This window comes from Paenibacillus tundrae, assembly GCF_030812775.1.
Taxonomy (GTDB): Bacteria; Bacillota; Bacilli; order Paenibacillales; family Paenibacillaceae; genus Paenibacillus; species Paenibacillus tundrae_A.
Window position 1 is genome coordinate 72,938 of sequence record NZ_JAUSTI010000013.1, and the last position, 17,905, is coordinate 90,842.

The following is a 17,905-nucleotide window of genomic DNA, read 5'->3' on the forward strand; positions in this document are numbered from 1 at the left end:
ATCTGGGGATAACAGCGATCGGAAGGTTATTCTGTCATTGGAGTGGCTAGTGTAAATATTTTTTCGTTCCATTTATATAACGGAGGGGATGTAAAATGACGATACAAGCAGACCAAGAGACAGTTATCGTTGAAGCGTTCATTAATGGTCAACATGTAAAATCCCTTTCGCAGTTGGCAAAAGAGAACCCAACAAATCCAACGGAGATCGTAGGTTATTTCCCTGTCACTACGAAAGAACAAGCGGTTGAAGCGATTGAAGCCGCGGCAGAAGCTTTTAAAACATGGAAGCAAACCTCCATGGATGAACGCATTATCATGATGCGCAAGGCGATCGAGAAGATTAGAGTAGCTGAGAATGAAATTGTTCATTTGCTGTCTAGAGAGCATGGCAAGCCTCTGTATGATGCACACGGTGAAATTTATGTTGCGTTAATGTGGATGGAGTTTGCTTGTAATGAAGCTAAATCGGCTCTACAAGAAGAGATCCAAGAGCATGACCATGGTAAAACGATTCTTTCCTATGATCCAATCGGTGTGGTGGCAGCGATTAGTCCATGGAACTACCCTGTTGCTTTATCTACGATTAAGATTGCTCCTGCCTTACTTGCGGGTAACACGATTGTGCTCAAACCAAGTCCATTTGCACCACTGGCGGCGGCGAAAGTGGCAGAGATTATTGCGAGTGAGTTCCCGGCTGGTGTAATCAATGTCGTTTATGGGGATGCCGATGTGGGCGCTGAACTGACTAGTTATCCTCTTGTGTCTAAAATCACCTTTACAGGTGGAACCGCAACAGCGAAGCATATTATCAAAGCTGCCTCGGAAACGATTAAGGATATGACGCTGGAGCTTGGTGGTAATGATGCGGCTATCTTCTTGGAAAGCTTTGATGTTCATGATGAGCGAGCAATGCGCCGGATTGTCATCTCTAATTTTTTGACAGCAGGCCAGATCTGTATGATTGCCAAACGTGTATATGTACACCGTTCTATCTATGATGAATTTGTAGAAAAATATATAGAGGCAGCCAATCGCTGGATTCGGATTGGTGATCCATTCGATTCTAATACGACGGTAGGTCCGGTAAATAACCTGAAGCAGCGAGATTATGTGCAAGGTTTGGTGGAAGATGCGCAAAAGCGCGGGGCTAAGGTCATCCCTCTCGGTCAAATTTTGGATCAGAAGCTGTTTGAACAAGGTTACTATCTGCAACCTACGCTTGTCTTAGATTGTGATGTTCATGATCCGATTGTCGTGGAGGAACAGTTTGGTCCTACGGTTCCGATTTTGCCATTTGACGATGAAGAGCAGGTTATTCATCTACACAATGAAAGCATATATGGATTGACGAGTTCTGTGTGGGGAAAAGAAGAAGATGCGATCTCCGTCGCACGTCAACTCGAAGCTGGAACGACGATGATCAATACAGCTGCTGTGCAGGGGCTCGACGTTCGATTCCCATTCGGTGGCTTCAAGCAATCTGGTATTGGCCGTGAATACGGCACGGAAGGCATCCGCACGTATACAGAAAAGCATGTCATCAACGTTCCGAAGGTACTGGATCTTCCTTATATACCAGAATAATAAAGAAGCCACTCCATTTTTTGGAGTGGCTTTCTACTCAGCTATTATACGGTGAACTGTGGCTATTTTCGACCTAGTGTCTCCCAAATTCCATGGAGCCAGGAGTCGAACTCAGCATCTTTGTCGCCCTCATAAGTATCATAGATATCCAGACGTGTCTTTTGCAGTTTTTCCTTAAATTGCTCAAATGTGTGGCCTTCCGGAAGGCTTTTTTTAATTCGCAGCAAAATTTTGTTAAGACCTTTGAACAGATCGCCTTTGTTCTGGATAGGCATTTGTACATCTTCATCCAACTGCTTGAGCTTGCGATATGCGGCTTCGCGCACTTGAAACACTTGATCATTTTTCAAAACATTTTGCAGCAATTTAATGGTAGGGGTTGTATCCCAGTTTCCCAATTCGTTCACTGCATTCAGTCTGTCTCTCCAGCTTGAAGACCGATTAGCCGCCCGTTTGAGCTCTTCAAAGTTTTCCGGTAGTTCGTTAACTGCTCCAATATCATGGTTGTTCGTCAAAGTTCAATCTCTTTAATCATCGCCATCTCGGCAGATGATAAATGTTATTTATGTGAATCAATTACATAATACCTATAGCTGCTTCAATCAAGGCTTGATATGGATCAAAACGGTTCAATTTGTCTATATCTAGTTCCGACAATTCATTTTTAATGAGTTATGAAATTGATTCAGGTGAAAACCATTATAGCACGAACCTGGCTGAACTACTTCATTATAGCCGATAGGTTAGTCTAAAAATCGCATTCGCTAATTCATGTTGATGCAAGGGGAACAGGGTTAAGGCCGCTTGTTTCTGTATGTAATCACTCATTAAGATGTATCAACCTTATCTATTCTCCAGGACACTCTTCTTTTTCTTAATGAAATCTACCATATACACCCATCCAATTAGCCCACATAAGACAAAACCAAACGCATGCAGAGATCCGTAAATAGGAATGAAATCGAGTATGGTTAGGGAATATATGTTTTTCAGTAGCGGATAGAACATGGAAATAACAACTACCGTGTAAAAGGCTAGGCAGGAAAGGCCTAAAAAGAAGGTTGCCTTAGTATCCAAAGCGTTTTTCCTTAAGTATGCAAGGAGATAAGCGGTGTAAACCACAATATTGCAGGCGAATAACGCGACACCGATGTATTCAATGGGCTTGGAGAAAATCATACCAATCGCAATCAATATGGGTCCAATGATATCAATGGCAACGACCCAGGGATACCAGCTTTTTTTCGTCATGATCCGTCCCAGTGCACCAATAAAAATCGGAACGATCGCAGATGAAAAATGAAAGTGGATCGAGCTTAACGCATGTGTTGCAGGAGTGGCTTGGAAGAGGCTAACTTGATATTGATATAAGGTGAACCAAATACCTCCGATAAAAAAATAAACAAGCCCCGCGCCAATCGCTATTTCCGCTGCTTTTCCTTTAGCAATCACAACGATGGTCAAGCCATAGATGCCAAGTAGTAGTGTGAACAGTAGCCACCCAAGGGAGAGAATCCCTGGTATTGCTGTGCTTTCTAATCCCCACATCTTACTGCTCATTACGGAAATTAAGGTGAGAAGTGCTGCGGGAAATTGAACCCATTTAATAGCAGTATAAACCATTCGTTGATGTTTATTCTTTTCGTCATATTTCAAAAGCAAGATGACAAGAGCTACAATGACGAATGCCGCAAACAGTAGAAATTTTTCAACAAGTTCGAATTGGAAGTAATCCAAATAAAATATAAGAATAGTTATGATTCCTCCGGGAATCACGGGTACTAATAATGACTGCGTCCGTTGTTTCAGAGAACTATTCATGGCGATCCTTTCTCAACATATTTGGTGTATACTCTGCCTACACTTGGTTTTATAACATTCTGTCGTATAGATAGGCAATTCTCGTTATAGTTTAACACATATAATTGTCACTCTATCGCCTAGGTGATTTGTTCAAGTGAAGATTTATGAAATCGAGGATGGGGTTTGGTATATTTAGCATAAAAAACGTGCAGTTATAGACAACGTAGTTAATCATACATAAGTAGGGCAAAATGAATCACTCCGATATGGTAAATTGGTATGTAATAGGACGTATAATGAGATTAAGTATGGATACATTTCACCCAAGGACATTTTATGAAAAGAACTCTAATAAAGGAGTTGTGGAGTTGAATGCATGAGAATAAAAGCACAGAGATGAAGCCGCTCTTCAAAAGCAGAAAACATCCTATCACAGATCGATAGTAAAACGAAGCTAAGCAAACTACGAAAAATTGCGAAGGACATTAAAATAGATCACATACTAGCGATGGAACTTTGGTCAACCAGAGTTTTTGCCCAGACTATTAGCAATCTTAATTATGGATAAAAAACTTCTTTCAGATGAAGTGCTAAATAAGCTTGATAAGGATATGCAGACTCACACTTTTGATGAACGAAATGGTATAAGAAATGAGATACTGCCATTGACTACGTCTACAGACTATAGATGAAGAAAAGACTATCCAGGCCTTAACGGTGGATAATCTTTTGGCTGTAAACCGATCGATATTTAAAGCCGAATCACTGGGCTCAGCATCATTAAGTTGATTAACCTGTGAACCATGTAAGAGCCAACACGAACAACCAGATAAAAAAAGAGGCTCCACATATGATTATTTCATAAAAGTGAATCTGAAATAGCTTGTAAGGCCCCTGATCTCGCTGTGGAAGACCCAAGAAACTAGACTGCTGATGAAGAAAGATCAGTGCACAGGCGACGGATAGTCCCGATAGAATAAATGCGGAAGATGGTAAACTCATGACATACAGGGGATTGCCGCCTGTCTCAATACTGAGCATCCATCCGTACTGCTTGGCAAGCAGAAGAGTCAGCACGATCATAACGAACAGCAAAAGCCCAATACTGAAAGGATGCTGTCTGTAATCAATTAACCGTAGCAAAGCTTTCATTTTAGGACCTTCCGGTTCAAGTTCATCCTCTTCTACATCCTCGCCCACATCACTCATAATATAAAAAAATGAAAAAACAATCATGGTAATAAACATAATAGGCTGCACTATACCTAGTGACGTTCTCCAATCAAAGATAGTGATTATGGCTAGAGCCACAAGGAGAAACAGAATCAGCTTGCCTAGAGTGCTCTCACGTTGTTTCCACATCCGATTAACAAATAACTGCATAGCGGCTACATCATCTTGCACACGCTCTGATTCACCCAGGAAATGGCGAGGTTTTTTACTTTGACGTTGAATGGATACGTAAGCAATGCTCACTAAACACAGTCCAAAAAGCAAAAGATGAAATGCTTCCCTTGGGTAAAATTCATACCTATCATATGTTTGTACGACCCAAAGCCCATCTAAAACGACAGTGAACAATCCAATCAGAAGGATATAGGGAGCTACTCTATGAACGATATCTCTCCACTCCTTTATTACATTTCATGAGATTTTTGGAAGTGCTAATTAATACCCTATCTATGATTTAGTGAACCTTATCCCCTAAACTACATCAGACTAATTGACCGCGAACTAACGAAACACTTCTGTAAAGCCTCTTGTAAGTTATACAGTATCTTACTATTACCGGGTCTCCTATTTAAAACATCTAATTTATGTTGATATAGACTCACCGATGTTGAGGTTTTGTATAGGTCTCTACATTAAAATGGTCGAATATGCCATTAAATTGGCTCACTTTGTCACTTTCTTGAGTGTAAGAGATCAGGATAGAACGTACATAAGTGGCAGACAGCAACTAAAATTCAGAAGTGGAGGAGATTTCGATATTGAAACACAAACGCAGTATAGGTAAAACAATGCTATCCATCTGCTTGGCAATCATGCTTGTCTTGCAGACCGTAGCATTCCCTGCTGCTGCGATGGCGAATGACGATTCCGGCTCAATGAACGTAGTCGAATCGCAATCGACATCAGAGGTCGTGGACGACGCAACAGGCGGGCTTCCATCGGACAATTCTTCCTCGGAAGCGGAGGAAGTGAGTGATCCGTCAGATGAAACGTCGGAGAACAATCTGCCGCCAGCATCAGAAGAAGAGGAAGCAAACGATGAAACAGAAGAACCTTCTTCAGACAGTCCAACGTTGACACCTGAAGTTGAGTCCAAGCCGCAAGCTAATAGCATGGTGGGGCTAATGGCCGTCGATCCATCGGACAAAACAGCAGTATTCATGGATGCAAATGCAACCTTTCCACTGAAAGTAACGCAAGGAACTGAAGTTGCTCCAGGCGGGACCATCCAGGGGAGACAGGCATTTACCCTTACATCAGAGGGGCTCAAAGTGCCGGTAATGGGTGATGATGCATTTATAGGAAATCGGGATGATACGACAAAGTACATTCAGAAGGGTGACTTTATTGAGCTAAAAAGAGACACCTACTTCAAGGAAGTCGTGTTGCCAACAGCAACCAGAACCTTGAATGCAACAACCGAATCTGGTATGAAACAGCTTGGCACCGTTTCTTTCACCCCGAATAGTATCCGGATTGTATTTAATGGTGACGATCTGTTTTTCAATGGTATTGGTAAATCAGTTACATTCGGCTTTGATACCACTGCCAATTCGGATGTAACAGGCTTGAATTATGGTGATAGCAAGCCGATCTCGATTTTTGGTGGAGCATATCAGCTAAAGAATCCGGATGTTACCCCAGCGTATAGCATCAACTTGGCAGGGGATAACTGGCCTAAGAATGGAAGTTGGACTTGGTGGTATATCACCGTGCCAGCCTATCAGGATGGTTATCTGACCATCCAGTCTACTCCGTCCTCGTTTGATGAGCTTGATGCAACTAACAAGCTACCGCTAGATGGAATGACGTTCTATTCCAAGCCTTCTGATTACCGTACCGTCTATGTACCTGGATCTTTCAAGGTTAACGGTAATGCGGTACAGCCAACCATTGATGAAGATGGCGGGCTGAGCTATATTTTCCCGGCGGAGACTGGAATAGATCCAAAAGTTGAGTATCAAGTGTGGTTTAATAAAGACTTATTTTATAAAGAGTATCGTAACGTGAGCATGGATCCTGGTCGATCTGGGGGACAACGCTTTGATCCAAAAGTTGAACTGAGGGATGCGAATGCAAGTGTAAAAGCTAGCGCAGTACGGGAGACGTGGATAGCACCCGACTGGATCCAAGCATCTGCCTCTTATGACCACTCCAGTGAAACGATCACATGGAAAGTTGTAGTTAACCAGTATAACAAAAAAGGGTTGAAAGATTTTACGATAACCAATGTACTACCTCAAGGGCTGGAATTTGAATCAGCTACGTGGCAGACATGGGTAGATGGCGTTGAATCTGAAAAAGCAGGAATTACACCAGATCCAAACGGAGTTTATTCCTTTGACACGATTAACGGTAAGGTTGAATTGCTGATTAAGAGCAAAGTTATTAGCGGTTCGAACTTCGAAATTAAACCTCGTACCAACTGGAACTTGGCTACACCAGGCGGCATACAGAACAATGATGTAACTGCGGGTACAAGACCTAGTGCGGTTACGGATGAGGCCACCGTCACTGTTGGTGCTCATACGTTTACCAAATCAGGTGCTGTATCGACAGAAGATTTTAACCTGGGTGGCATTACGTGGACTGTCAATCTAACGCCACAGTATGCCTTACCTAATGCTGCCGTATACGATGTGTTGGTGCATGGCGGGGATCTGAACGTCTTGGACAATGCTGTGGATGACACTGGTGAGGTGAGTGCAGACACGATTGCCAAAATCAAAGCTAATGTAACCAACGCGCAGTTGTGGAAGCAGTACCACAAAGATTCCATCAAGGGTACAAACGGTTTAAACATGAAGGTCATCCCTTTGAAAGTGAACGATGAAGTCGTGGCAGATCTGGTCAAAGTGACTGGATATACAGACCAAGCATCATCCTTTAGCTTCCGTTCACTGGAGACCAACCCTAACATTCTGTTCAGACAGGAGATTAATGCAGGGAAAACCATTTCAAATCGGGCTTTACTGATTGATGGTGAAACTGTAAAACAAGCGCAAAACAGCGCCAACCTGCATCTGCGTATGTTGAACAAGGATATGCTTGCGGCTTCGTATCCTGTCAAGGTGGACGGCACTACTGACACATGGTATACCCCGAACAATGTTCAACGTTATATCGGCTATGACGGCTCATCCAGTGGGGACGAATACACTGTGGCTGGTTACGACCGGATAACAAAAACGGTTACTTTCCGTTTAGGTGTCAATATGCCAGGTTATAACACTGACGAAATGGCGAAAGACGGTGGGAATCGGGTTATCACCAATGTAAAACTGGTGGATACATTACCAGATGGTTGGGAATTTGTACCTTTTGAGAATGGAAAAGATTACGAGCTGTATAAGGGCTACTCTAACAATGATGGTGGCACTAACTACGGGGCTCGTAACAACGCTGTATCCATTATCGAGCCAAACGATCCTGCGCATGTGGTGGATTTTACCCATAGCGGAAACGAAGGTGTTTTCACATTTTCCAAACTGCAAAGTCCTTATGTCATTTTGGTAAAGGCCAGACCTTCCAATGAAACTCTGGCGCAATATATAGAGGACTACACCACGAATGGTACTGATAAACAAGTGATGTACAACAAAGCCGACCTACATATGACCTGGGGCGGAGAAGAGAAGGTTGTTACGGAACAACGTAAGATGATCGTACCTATTCAGACGCTAGGCAAGTCAGTAACTAAACCTGTTCCAGGCGTGCTGGAGTGGACGGTAAATTATACCCCACCATTCAACATGCAACAGGGTGCGTATTTACAGGATACGTTAGGTGCAGGTATGAATCTACGTTATGAAGTAGATGGGAAGCTTGTGCTTTCAGCACCAAGTATGGCAGTTTATCCTGCTACACTGACTGCTAGCGGTGCTCTTGAGCGAACTGGCGCTGCACTCGATCTTAGCGATCCGAATGCTGAAGTCCAGGTACAAGCTACACCGGGCGTGGGTGGCACTACCGTTTTGTTATTCAAAATGGATGACCCTAACAAGTTCTATCAGTTTGTCTATCAAACCGAGGTTGATCCAAAGACAGCCAAAGCTGGAGATAAAATGGGCAACGAGGTTAAGCTCATGGGCGATGATAAACTGAAATCGGTTAGTGCGAGAAGTGAAAGCACGCTGGACAACTCAGACGTAGCTGGTACTTCAACGTCCAATGCATTGCTGCCTTTGAGAAAGGTAGATCCGGACAACAATCCGCTCAAAGATGTGGAATTCACGCTCTATAAGAAAAGCAACGGGGAAGAAGTCACTCACGGAACAACTGATCGTGATGGGAAACTGAATCTACTCATCCCAGACCCTGGATATTATGAGCTGAAGGAAACGTATATTGATACAACAACATGGTTACCCATGACCAAAATTTATCAAGTGTACGTAGGTAATACACCTGGTAAACCAATCTGGGTAGACGGTGTAAAAGTGAACTCTGAACTTCCACTGATCGTGCCTACACCAGCACAAGGTAAGTTAACGATCAGCAATACAGTGCAAGGAAACGGAAGTGATCCTTCCAAGGACTTCGAGTACACTGTGAATTTCGATGGTGAAGGCAAGGACAAGGAATATGCCTACACGAAGTCAGATGGTACCTCTGGCAAGATCAAGAGCGGAGATAAAATTACGCTTAAGCATGGGGAATCTGTGACACTCGCAGCATTGCCTGCGGATCTAATGTATACCGTAACAGAGGCCGATTATACGACTATTGATGGCTATACCACTACACCAGAGACGAGAGAGTATTCTGGCACAATCGTGAACAAAGGCGATCATAAGGCAGATTTCATTAATGAACGCACCGTTATCAATCTAATCATCAGCAATACCGTTAAAGGTAAAGCCGATGACAAACAGAGACCGTTCACGTACACCATCACCTTCACAGGTGAAGGGGAAGACGAATCCTATGTTTATGTGAAGTCAGACGGCAGCACGGGTGTTGTCCGTAACGGAGATACCTTTGAGCTTACCGATGGTCAGACGCTCGGTGTACAAGATCTCCCGACCAATCTGGCGTATACGGTAACCCAAGAGGATTACACGACAGATGGTTATGTGACAGATCCAGATAGTTTTGTCCGCACAGGCACGATTCCTGAGAAACAAGTGTCGAGAGCAGAGTTTGTAAATACTCGTCCGTATCTGGAAGGCGTCCTGCGTAACAACAATACAGGCGAAGTCATTCCTAATGCACCAATTACTGTAACTGATCTGAAGACAGGTGAGAAAATTCAGACAGTGACGAATGAGATAGGTGAGTATGCGGTTCCAGCTGTGGCAGACACGGACTATACCATCACTTATACGAAGCTGTATCGCGTAGGTGGTAAGGATGTACCTGTCGAGTTCACGCAAAAAGCAAATGTAGATGGCAGCGTTACGGACGAGACCGTTCCAGCAGACATTACGGCAGTAGGAATTGTACTGTTCAAGCAGTTGAATGGAACAACAGAACTGTTCAACGATGAGTTTATCAGCCATATGCATATCTATTTGAAGAACAGTGATGGTACGTATATTGAAGAAAATGGTCGTCCTAAGGCATTCCCGATGGCTTCAAATGGAACGTTCTCCGTGGAAGGGCTGAACGAACAGAAGTACATTATGGAAGTTCGCTATGAAGCGGAAACCGGCGAAGAATTGCTCCTCAAAGTCGCACATCTGGATGTGAAGGCGAACGGAGAGCTAAATATTTCCGAGGAGTTAGTTGACCCTTACGGTACGGTCTACGATGAAACGACAGGCAATGCCAGCACGGGCAAGAAGATTGAAGGAGCCATCGTTACACTGTATTATGCGGATACGCAGCGGAATCGAGATAAAGGTCGTATTCCAGGTACAAAAGTAACCCTTCCTGCGGTTCCTAATTTCCCACCGCACGACAATAAGAGCCCAGAGCAGGATAGCGATGCAAATGGCTTTTATGCGTACATGGTATTCCCTGAAGCCGATTATTATCTGATCGTAACGAAGGATGGATACGAGACACATCGAAGCAATACAATCTCTGTCGATTTCGATATTGTCAGATATGATGTACCGATGAGACCTATTGGTTCTGGCGGTGGTAACGGTGGTGGTGGGACGACTAACCCAGGAAGCGGAACAACTGACCCGGGTAATGGCACCACCGATCCTGGAAGCGGAACGACTAATCCGGGTAACGGAACAAGCGATCCGGTTAATGGCACGACGGATCCTGTTAACGGAACAACCGAACCAGTTACCGGAACTACCGATCCGGTCAATGGAACCACAGAACCGGTTACCGGTACGACAGATCCAGTTAATGATACCACCGAGCCAGATCACGGTGCTACTGATCCGAATATCGGCACTATCGATCCGATTGATGGAACGACCGAACCAGGTAATGGAGTAACTAATCCGGTGAGCAATAATACCGAGCCGGATGCAGATATGACAGAGCCGGGCAAGGTTAATAACGACACCGACAATGGCAACAGTGAAGTCAATAACGTCAGCAATGAGCTGGACGATGCTCCGAAAACGGGAGACAACAGCGTAACACCGATGATTTATATGGCACTGGCACTAATGTCCTTGATGACAATTGTGCTCTGCCTGTTCGGTAACAAGAAGAAAAAGCACATTCAATGAATGGAGAGGCGGTAGGAACATGAGCAAAACGAAAAAATTTCTTATCGCCATTTCCCTCCTTGTGTTGATCTTCTCTCTCGTCAATATGACGAGAACGTATCTGAGAGATTATGCTGAGCAGCAGAAAATCGCAGCGTTAGCCAAGGTTTGGAAGGAAAATTCGGGCAAGGGCGGAGGGGACTATGTCCCCTCCCTTTTGTCTAATCAGGGGATTGAACCAGTCATACTTCCCGAATTTCAAGAGCTTTACGAGCGAAATTCGGACATTGCTGGCTGGCTGAACATTGCCGGTACTCGCATTGAGTACCCCGTGATGCAGAATCCGCAGGATGCAGAGTATTACCTCGATCATGATTTTGATAAAAAAGAAAATCATGGTGGCCTCCCATTTTTGGATAAGCATAGTCAGATCAACGGTTCAGACATTCTACTCATTCATGGTCACCATATGAAAAGTGGCTGGATGTTTAAAGACTTAATGAAATATAAGAGTGAGAGCTTCTATAAAGAGCATGCAACGTTCCAGTTCAGCACGCTTTACGAGAAGGAAGAGTATGAGATTGTAGCCGTTATTGTGTCGGAAATTTACCGCAAATCGGATGACGTTTTTAAATACTATCAGATTGAAAATGTAAGCACACCAGCCGAGTTCGATTCCTATGTTCAGAACATCCAACAACTCGCTCTATATAACACGGGGGTAACAGCACAGTATGGCGATAAGCTTGTTGTCCTTTCCACGTGTGAGTACTCGACTGAGAACGGACGGTTAGCGGTGGTTGCCCGCAAGATTTCATGACGATGTGTCAATGCAAAATGAATCTACCTCATAGGTGATATCCCCTTTGGTAGAAACATGATCTCAGAACTACCTTTGCACATGCAAGGGTAGTTCTATTTTATTTTTAGATGAGAAGTTCATCGTCCCTATGTATTCGATTACATTAAATGTGGAGTAACGATCATCAATGAATTCAGTTTTCTATCAATCTCGCAGAAATTTTACATTAATTTAATAAATTTTGTATTTATATTGAATTGAACTATGGTAAAATATCTCAGGATCAGAAATTGGAGAGGGGTTTTGTTAATTCATGTCTTGGAAAAAATACGTGGCTAAAAGCACCATTCGTGTGGCTGCTACTGCACTATTACTCGGCCAACTATTTGGTGCGGTGGGTGTCTCTGCTGCAGACACAGATGTAGAAGTACACTTGATTGGAATCAATGACTTCCACGGTCAGCTAGATACGACCTCTATCGTCAGTGATAAAAAGGCAGGAAGCGCTCCAATTCTAGCAACTTATCTGAAAGAAGCTCAAGCAAAATATGAGCACTCTCTACTTTTCCATAACGGAGACTCGGTCGGTGCATCTGCTCCAGTTTCATCTCTAGATCGGGATGAGCCTACTATGGAATGGATGAACATGATGGGCTTTGATGTAGGTTCTCTAGGTAACCATGAATTCGACCATGGGATCGCTGCACTAAAAGCACAAATCTTTGGTGGTCTTGATCCCAAAGAAGGCAAAGTAACGCATGCTGGTGCCAAATTTGATTATGTTAACGCAAACGTAATTGAAACGGCTACAGGCAAACCATTGATCAAGCCTTATGTTATTAAAGAAGTAGGCGGCGTCAAAATTGGATTTATCGGATTAGTGACGAAATCTACACCTGCCAAAGTATCTCCATCCGGTACAGCAGGCGTGACTTTCTTAAGCGCTGAAGAAGAAGTTGAAGCCGTTAATAAATATGCTAAAGAATTGCAAGACCAAGGTGTAGAAACGATCATCGTACTCGCGCATGATCCAGCAACCACTAAGGAAGGCGTAACGACTGGAGAAGCAGCTGATTTGGCTAAAGCTCTGCCAACAGATACCCCTGTTGACGTTATCGTTGCAGGCGACAATCATGCACTGGCTAACGGTGAAGTAAATGGCATTTTGATTGTTCAAGCGTATTCATATGGTACGGCATTTGAAGATATCAAGCTGATGATAGACCCTAAGACTGGGGATGTAACGGAGAAATCAGCTACAGTTACAACGACTTTCCAAGAGGGTGTGAAAGAAGACCCTGAGACGTTGGCGATCATTAAGAAGTCATTGGACAAGCATCCTGAGCTGACTAAGCCAGTAGGTACAACAGATGGTTCTGTGACACGTACGGATGCTTATAATAATGAAGCTCCTCTTGGTAATTTGATTGCAGATGCAATGCGCCAAGCAGACTTTGGTGATGATGCAGACGCTGCTGACTTTGCCTTCATGAATCCAGGTGGTATTCGTGCAGATCTACCACAAGGTGATGTGACCTTTGCTGATCTTGCAAAAATTCAACCTTTCGGCAATACGCTCGTGAAACTAGAGTTGACTGGCGCACAGGTCAAAACATTGTTAGAGCAACAATGGGGTACAAATGCGGACGGTACACCAAATACGAAAACTCTGCAAATCGCTGGTTTGAAGTATACTGCAGATTTCAATAAACCAGTTGCAGAACGTGTTACGGGTCTGAGTCTGGCAGATGGAACACCTATTGATCTTGCAAAAACGTATACGGCTGTAGTGAATAACTTCATGGCTGCAGGTGGAGATAACTATAAAGTGCTGCTGGATGCTAAATCATCCTTGGCAGGTCCTATCGATCTGGATGTATTCTACCAATACATCGTAGATACGTTTAAAGGCGAGAGCATTGTCGCTAAAAATGATGGTCGTATCACGAACCTGGTAGCTGCAGAACAACCAGAAGCACCGGTATCCAATGAATCGATTACGCGTGCTGAATTTGTAACTGCGCTAGTAGAGATGTTGAAACTGAATGAAGTAACTACAGCGCCAGCATTCAAGGATGTTGCTGCTAATGCTGTATATGCTGATGCAATTGCTGAAGCTACACATGCTGGTTTCATTCAAGGCTACGGTGGTAACTTCAACCCGGATCGCGATATTACCCGTGAAGAAGCTGCTACAATTCTCGCTAAATTGCTGAAGGATCAAGCTACAGATAAAAATGCGGCTACGATCATCGCAGGTTTCGAAGATGGTTCAACGGTTTCTAAATATGCTGTTGATTCTATGGCAAAACTGATCGACAAAGGCATTTTTGGTGCAGATAGCAAGCAGCTTCAACCGAAACAAGGTCTTACTACGAATGATGCTAAGGCTCTAATTGAAAAAGCAGTTGCAGCCAAAGCTTCATAATTAGAACTCATTCTTATCTTTTCGTAAGATAGCAAAACACATCCGTATGGGTATATAGCTACTCTCCTGTGGTTTATTGAGGAGAGTACTATATCCCAATGTGGATGTGTTTTTTGTTGTTTACTTACATGACTATAACTGTTTCTTTGCTAGTACCGCCTCTATTTTATGTCGAAAATGACGTGTTAGTACTCCCCTTTAATCACAAAGAATGAGGACTCTAAACCAGTCGTGGATACTTGTTTAAAATCTACCGTATATGACATGAGCACACCTCCAATTAATCAATTATTTCTTAACGACGGGAATCCACATTTCGCCGTAAATGGAGCCATTGCGCTTGCCCATCTCAACCGTTGCATTCGGCCCGCCAACATAAGCAAAGTCTTTAGCTTCCGGCAGGATTTGACCAAAAGCGATACCCGTAAGCGTGTTACTCAGAGCATCTGCTGTCTCCGCTTCTCCTTGGATAACTAGGTATTCTCCCTTAGGGAACTGAATGACACGGGTAGCATCAGGTAGAGTTTCATCCGTTAGCACACCAGCATAATGCATCATTTTGTGGTTTACAGCTTCGTTCACAGCAAGAATGTAATCATTCTTGGCTACCGATTTGAGTGCATCCAGCCTTCCATCTTCTTTGACAGCTTGCCAAAAGTCCAGTTTTTCTTTGTTAATTCCGGCAGAATCGGTATAGTGGCTTTTCAAGTCCGTTCCTATTCCTAATACGGTAAAGCTTTCTTTTTCTTCAAGAGTGTACTTTCCCATTTTTCATCCGTCCTTTTTTTAGAGGTATTATCTTAATAGTGTTTCTTTCGCTTGATGAGTTTATAATAACTTTTAATCATGTCAAAAAGTGAAACTGTTTAGGAGACCGTCATGAAAAAAGTTGAACGGATTAACCTCATTATGCGGTACATCAATAATCGAGCCTCCTTCACCATTTCCGAAATTATGCGGGAATTCGGTATTTCCCGTTCAACAGCTATTCGGGATATCAGAGAGATCGAAGCTATGGGGATGCCGCTCGTCGCTGAAGTGGGTAGAGATGGTGGCTATTTCGTCATGAGTAATTCTGTCTTGCCACCGGTTCGTTTTACGGATACAGAGATTAAGGCTCTTTTTATTGCTTTCATGGCAACACGTAACCAGCAGCTTCCTTACCTGAAGAGTCGACAGTCTCTGGCTGAGAAATTGTTAGGGCTTATCTCACAAAGCCATCAGGATGATCTTATTCTCCTTAATCAAATCTTACTGTTCGAAGGAACCAACCCCAATAATCCGGATCTACTGGAGTTATCAGACCTTCCTCACCCTATATTGGAGAAACTGATTCAGATTCTTCTGTTGGACAGTTACTTATGGATCACGATTAGAGAAGGGGATGTCATCAAGTCTTATCCAATCTATCTCTTGCACCTCTATCGTGAAAAAAGCATTTGGTTGATTGAAGGGTTTGATTTGAGAGAAGAGAAACGGCGCCTTTTCCCCGTCGATTACCTTACCGATGTAGAACCATACTCCGTGAATAAGAGGTTGAGTCGTAAGAAGATCCAAGAAAAGCTGCGGAAGGAAGAAGGAGCATTTAACATTGTCCTTGAGCTTGGATCTAAGGCAATAGAACAATTTAAAAAATATCATCCTCTAAAAGTCTCTATTTCCTATATTGACCCTTTTCAATCAAGAGCGATTGTAAAAACACACGTCAATGGTGAACATGCGGAAGATCTTGCCGAAATGCTCAATTGGCTGTTGTTCTTGGGTGAAGATATCAAGTTCAGAACGTTGCCAGAAGGTTTGGCAGATGCTTTACATATAAGACTGAGGCACTGGAGCAACTGATCAATGTTTTTCATGAGAACAGTACTATTCTCATTTTGAATGCGATAGCCGTTAGAACGGTACCGCTGAATAAACACAATATCCCTTCCGTAGCTCCCATTGCGAGGCTTCAGCACAATGCTTGAATACTGCAGCAGCATGTTCTTTAACGTATTCTGCGTAAGCAACTGTGTTGCTGGCAGGTGCTTAGTGAGTGAGGCTTCACTGCCGAGGATGCGATACTGTATCCATTTGTCTCGTTGGATCAACATTGGAATCACAGCCCTTTTTTGATCTTTTATCTTCTATGATCCTTCTAATTCAAATCAGTAGTATGCATAAGTGACCATCAGTCTAGATTTAGCGAGTATTTTAAAAATGTAAATTATTTTTGACAAAATGTTCAAATAACACTATAATGAAGACATAGATTTGCTCGCACGTTGTGTACGACTAAATCTTCAATTAAGATATTCCGTGCGTAGCTCAAACGATGTGTTTGACCTATGAACAGAATGTCTTAATTTTTTTGACATATCTATATCAGTTTATGGATATTATAATGATGGGTCGCACGTTGTGTACGACCTAGAAAAGGGATTCGCACGTTGTGTGCGAATCCCTTTTCTTATCTATATTCCCATTTGATTATCTTATTGCTCAGATACCTTTCATAAAAATCGATAATTTGCGTATGGTGCCTCTTTCTTGCTTGAAAACCGTACGCATTACGAAAGTAAACTGAAGTGATAAAATTTATATCAAATCAATTGTTAAAGAACCCCAACAACTCTTATATAATGAAAATGACGTCTATACATGAAGGGACTGAACTATGCGCAGATATCAATATTTTAAACCTAACTATTAAATATAATGGAGGTATAAGTATTGATTACAGAACTACACACAGAGCGTTTGCAGTTAAGAAAGATGAAGGATTCGGATTCACCCAGCTTGTTCAACATTTGGTCTGACCCGGATGTCACGAAGTTTATGAATATTAGCCCGTTCACGGACGAGGCGCAAGCAGTCGCCATGATTCATCTACTAGATGATCTATCCAGAGACAAGAAAGCCATCCGTTTTTCCATCATCGAAAAGAATTCAAATCAAATTATAGGTTCCTGCGGTTTTAACTCCTTGGATTATGATCATTATAGAGCAGAGATTGGTTATGACCTCGCTCAATCACACTGGGGAAGAGGATTCGCCTCAGAATCAATCCGTGCTATGTTAGAGCATGGATACTCTATCTTGAAGATGAATCGCATCGAAGCTAAGGTAGATCCGGATAATGTGAATTCAATCAAGCTTTTGGAGAAGCTGGGCTTCATCTGTGAAGGAACACTTCGACAGTATGAGAGAGTAGAAGGTGCGTTTAAGGATATTCATATGTACTCTAAACTCAGTTCAGATTGAATCTAGTAAGAAAGCCTCTCTGTAATTTGGAGGGGCTTTTGCCGATGAATAGAATAGAAGAAATCTATCCTAATAGTAGTTAAGATGATGGGCAGTTTACACTCTTCTAACAGTTGTGAAAATGAGTCATTTTTATATGTAAAATCAGCCAAAATTTTTACCAAAAAGGTTGCGTTTTATTCGTTTACTG

General features: G+C 42.8%; 10 protein-coding genes and 2 pseudogenes. 7 read left to right on the top strand and 5 right to left on the bottom strand.

Annotation, left to right across the window (positions count from 1 at the left end; all coding sequences use genetic code 11):
- Positions 1-95: 95 nt before the first annotated feature.
- On the top strand, positions 96-1,586 hold the full coding sequence (locus J2T19_RS20575) for an aldehyde dehydrogenase family protein (RefSeq protein WP_307219036.1): 1,491 nt from the start codon (positions 96-98) through the stop codon (positions 1,584-1,586).
- A gap of 62 nt (positions 1,587-1,648) precedes the next feature.
- Here the strand turns inward: J2T19_RS20575 and J2T19_RS20580 are convergent, their stop codons facing one another.
- Complete coding sequence (locus tag J2T19_RS20580) at positions 1,649-2,101, bottom strand: HEAT repeat domain-containing protein (protein WP_307219038.1); 453 nt, start codon at positions 2,099-2,101, stop codon at positions 1,649-1,651.
- 328 nt (positions 2,102-2,429) lie between these two features.
- Positions 2,430-3,407, bottom strand: coding sequence for a YndJ family transporter (locus tag J2T19_RS20585; RefSeq protein ID WP_307219040.1), 978 nt, complete (start codon positions 3,405-3,407; stop codon positions 2,430-2,432).
- A 354-nt stretch (positions 3,408-3,761) separates the two neighbouring features.
- On the opposite strand from J2T19_RS20585, the pseudogene J2T19_RS20590 reads away from it, so the two are divergent.
- A pseudogene (locus J2T19_RS20590) lies at positions 3,762-4,051 on the top strand (DNA alkylation repair protein); the annotation flags it as partial.
- 127 nt (positions 4,052-4,178) lie between these two features.
- On the opposite strand, the gene J2T19_RS20595 reads toward J2T19_RS20590, so the two are convergent.
- Positions 4,179-4,865: a hypothetical protein gene (locus tag J2T19_RS20595; protein ID WP_307219042.1), complete on the bottom strand. Its 687-nt coding sequence runs from the start codon at positions 4,863-4,865 to the stop codon at positions 4,179-4,181.
- Positions 4,866-5,380: 515 nt separating this feature from the next.
- Between J2T19_RS20595 and J2T19_RS20600 the strand changes: the two genes are divergently transcribed.
- The 3 genes from J2T19_RS20600 to J2T19_RS20610 all read left to right on the top strand — a co-directional run bounded on the left by J2T19_RS20600 (position 5,381) and on the right by J2T19_RS20610 (position 14,472).
- On the top strand, positions 5,381-11,263 hold the full coding sequence (locus tag J2T19_RS20600; protein ID WP_307219045.1) for a DUF7601 domain-containing protein: 5,883 nt from the start codon (positions 5,381-5,383) through the stop codon (positions 11,261-11,263).
- A 19-nt stretch (positions 11,264-11,282) separates the two neighbouring features.
- On the top strand, positions 11,283-12,062 hold the full coding sequence (locus J2T19_RS20605; RefSeq protein WP_307219047.1) for a class B sortase: 780 nt from the start codon (positions 11,283-11,285) through the stop codon (positions 12,060-12,062).
- 295 nt (positions 12,063-12,357) lie between these two features.
- Positions 12,358-14,472, top strand: a complete 2,115-nt coding sequence (locus J2T19_RS20610; protein ID WP_307219049.1) for a 5'-nucleotidase C-terminal domain-containing protein — start codon at positions 12,358-12,360, stop codon at positions 14,470-14,472.
- 288 nt (positions 14,473-14,760) lie between these two features.
- Here the strand turns inward: J2T19_RS20610 and J2T19_RS20615 are convergent, their stop codons facing one another.
- Positions 14,761-15,240 (bottom strand): GyrI-like domain-containing protein, encoded by a 480-nt coding sequence (locus J2T19_RS20615; RefSeq protein ID WP_307219051.1) that lies wholly within the window; start codon positions 15,238-15,240, stop codon positions 14,761-14,763.
- Positions 15,241-15,351: 111 nt separating this feature from the next.
- On the opposite strand from J2T19_RS20615, the gene J2T19_RS20620 reads away from it, so the two are divergent.
- Positions 15,352-16,314, top strand: a complete 963-nt coding sequence (locus J2T19_RS20620) for a helix-turn-helix transcriptional regulator (RefSeq protein WP_307219053.1) — start codon at positions 15,352-15,354, stop codon at positions 16,312-16,314.
- A gap of 35 nt (positions 16,315-16,349) precedes the next feature.
- On the opposite strand, the pseudogene J2T19_RS28180 reads toward J2T19_RS20620, so the two are convergent.
- Positions 16,350-16,565, bottom strand: a pseudogene (locus J2T19_RS28180) (YheC/YheD family protein); the annotation flags it as partial.
- 619 nt (positions 16,566-17,184) lie between these two features.
- Here J2T19_RS28180 and J2T19_RS20625 point away from each other — a divergent pair.
- Positions 17,185-17,715 (top strand): GNAT family N-acetyltransferase, encoded by a 531-nt coding sequence (locus tag J2T19_RS20625; protein ID WP_307219055.1) that lies wholly within the window; start codon positions 17,185-17,187, stop codon positions 17,713-17,715.
- The last annotated feature ends 190 nt before the right edge of the window (positions 17,716-17,905 follow it).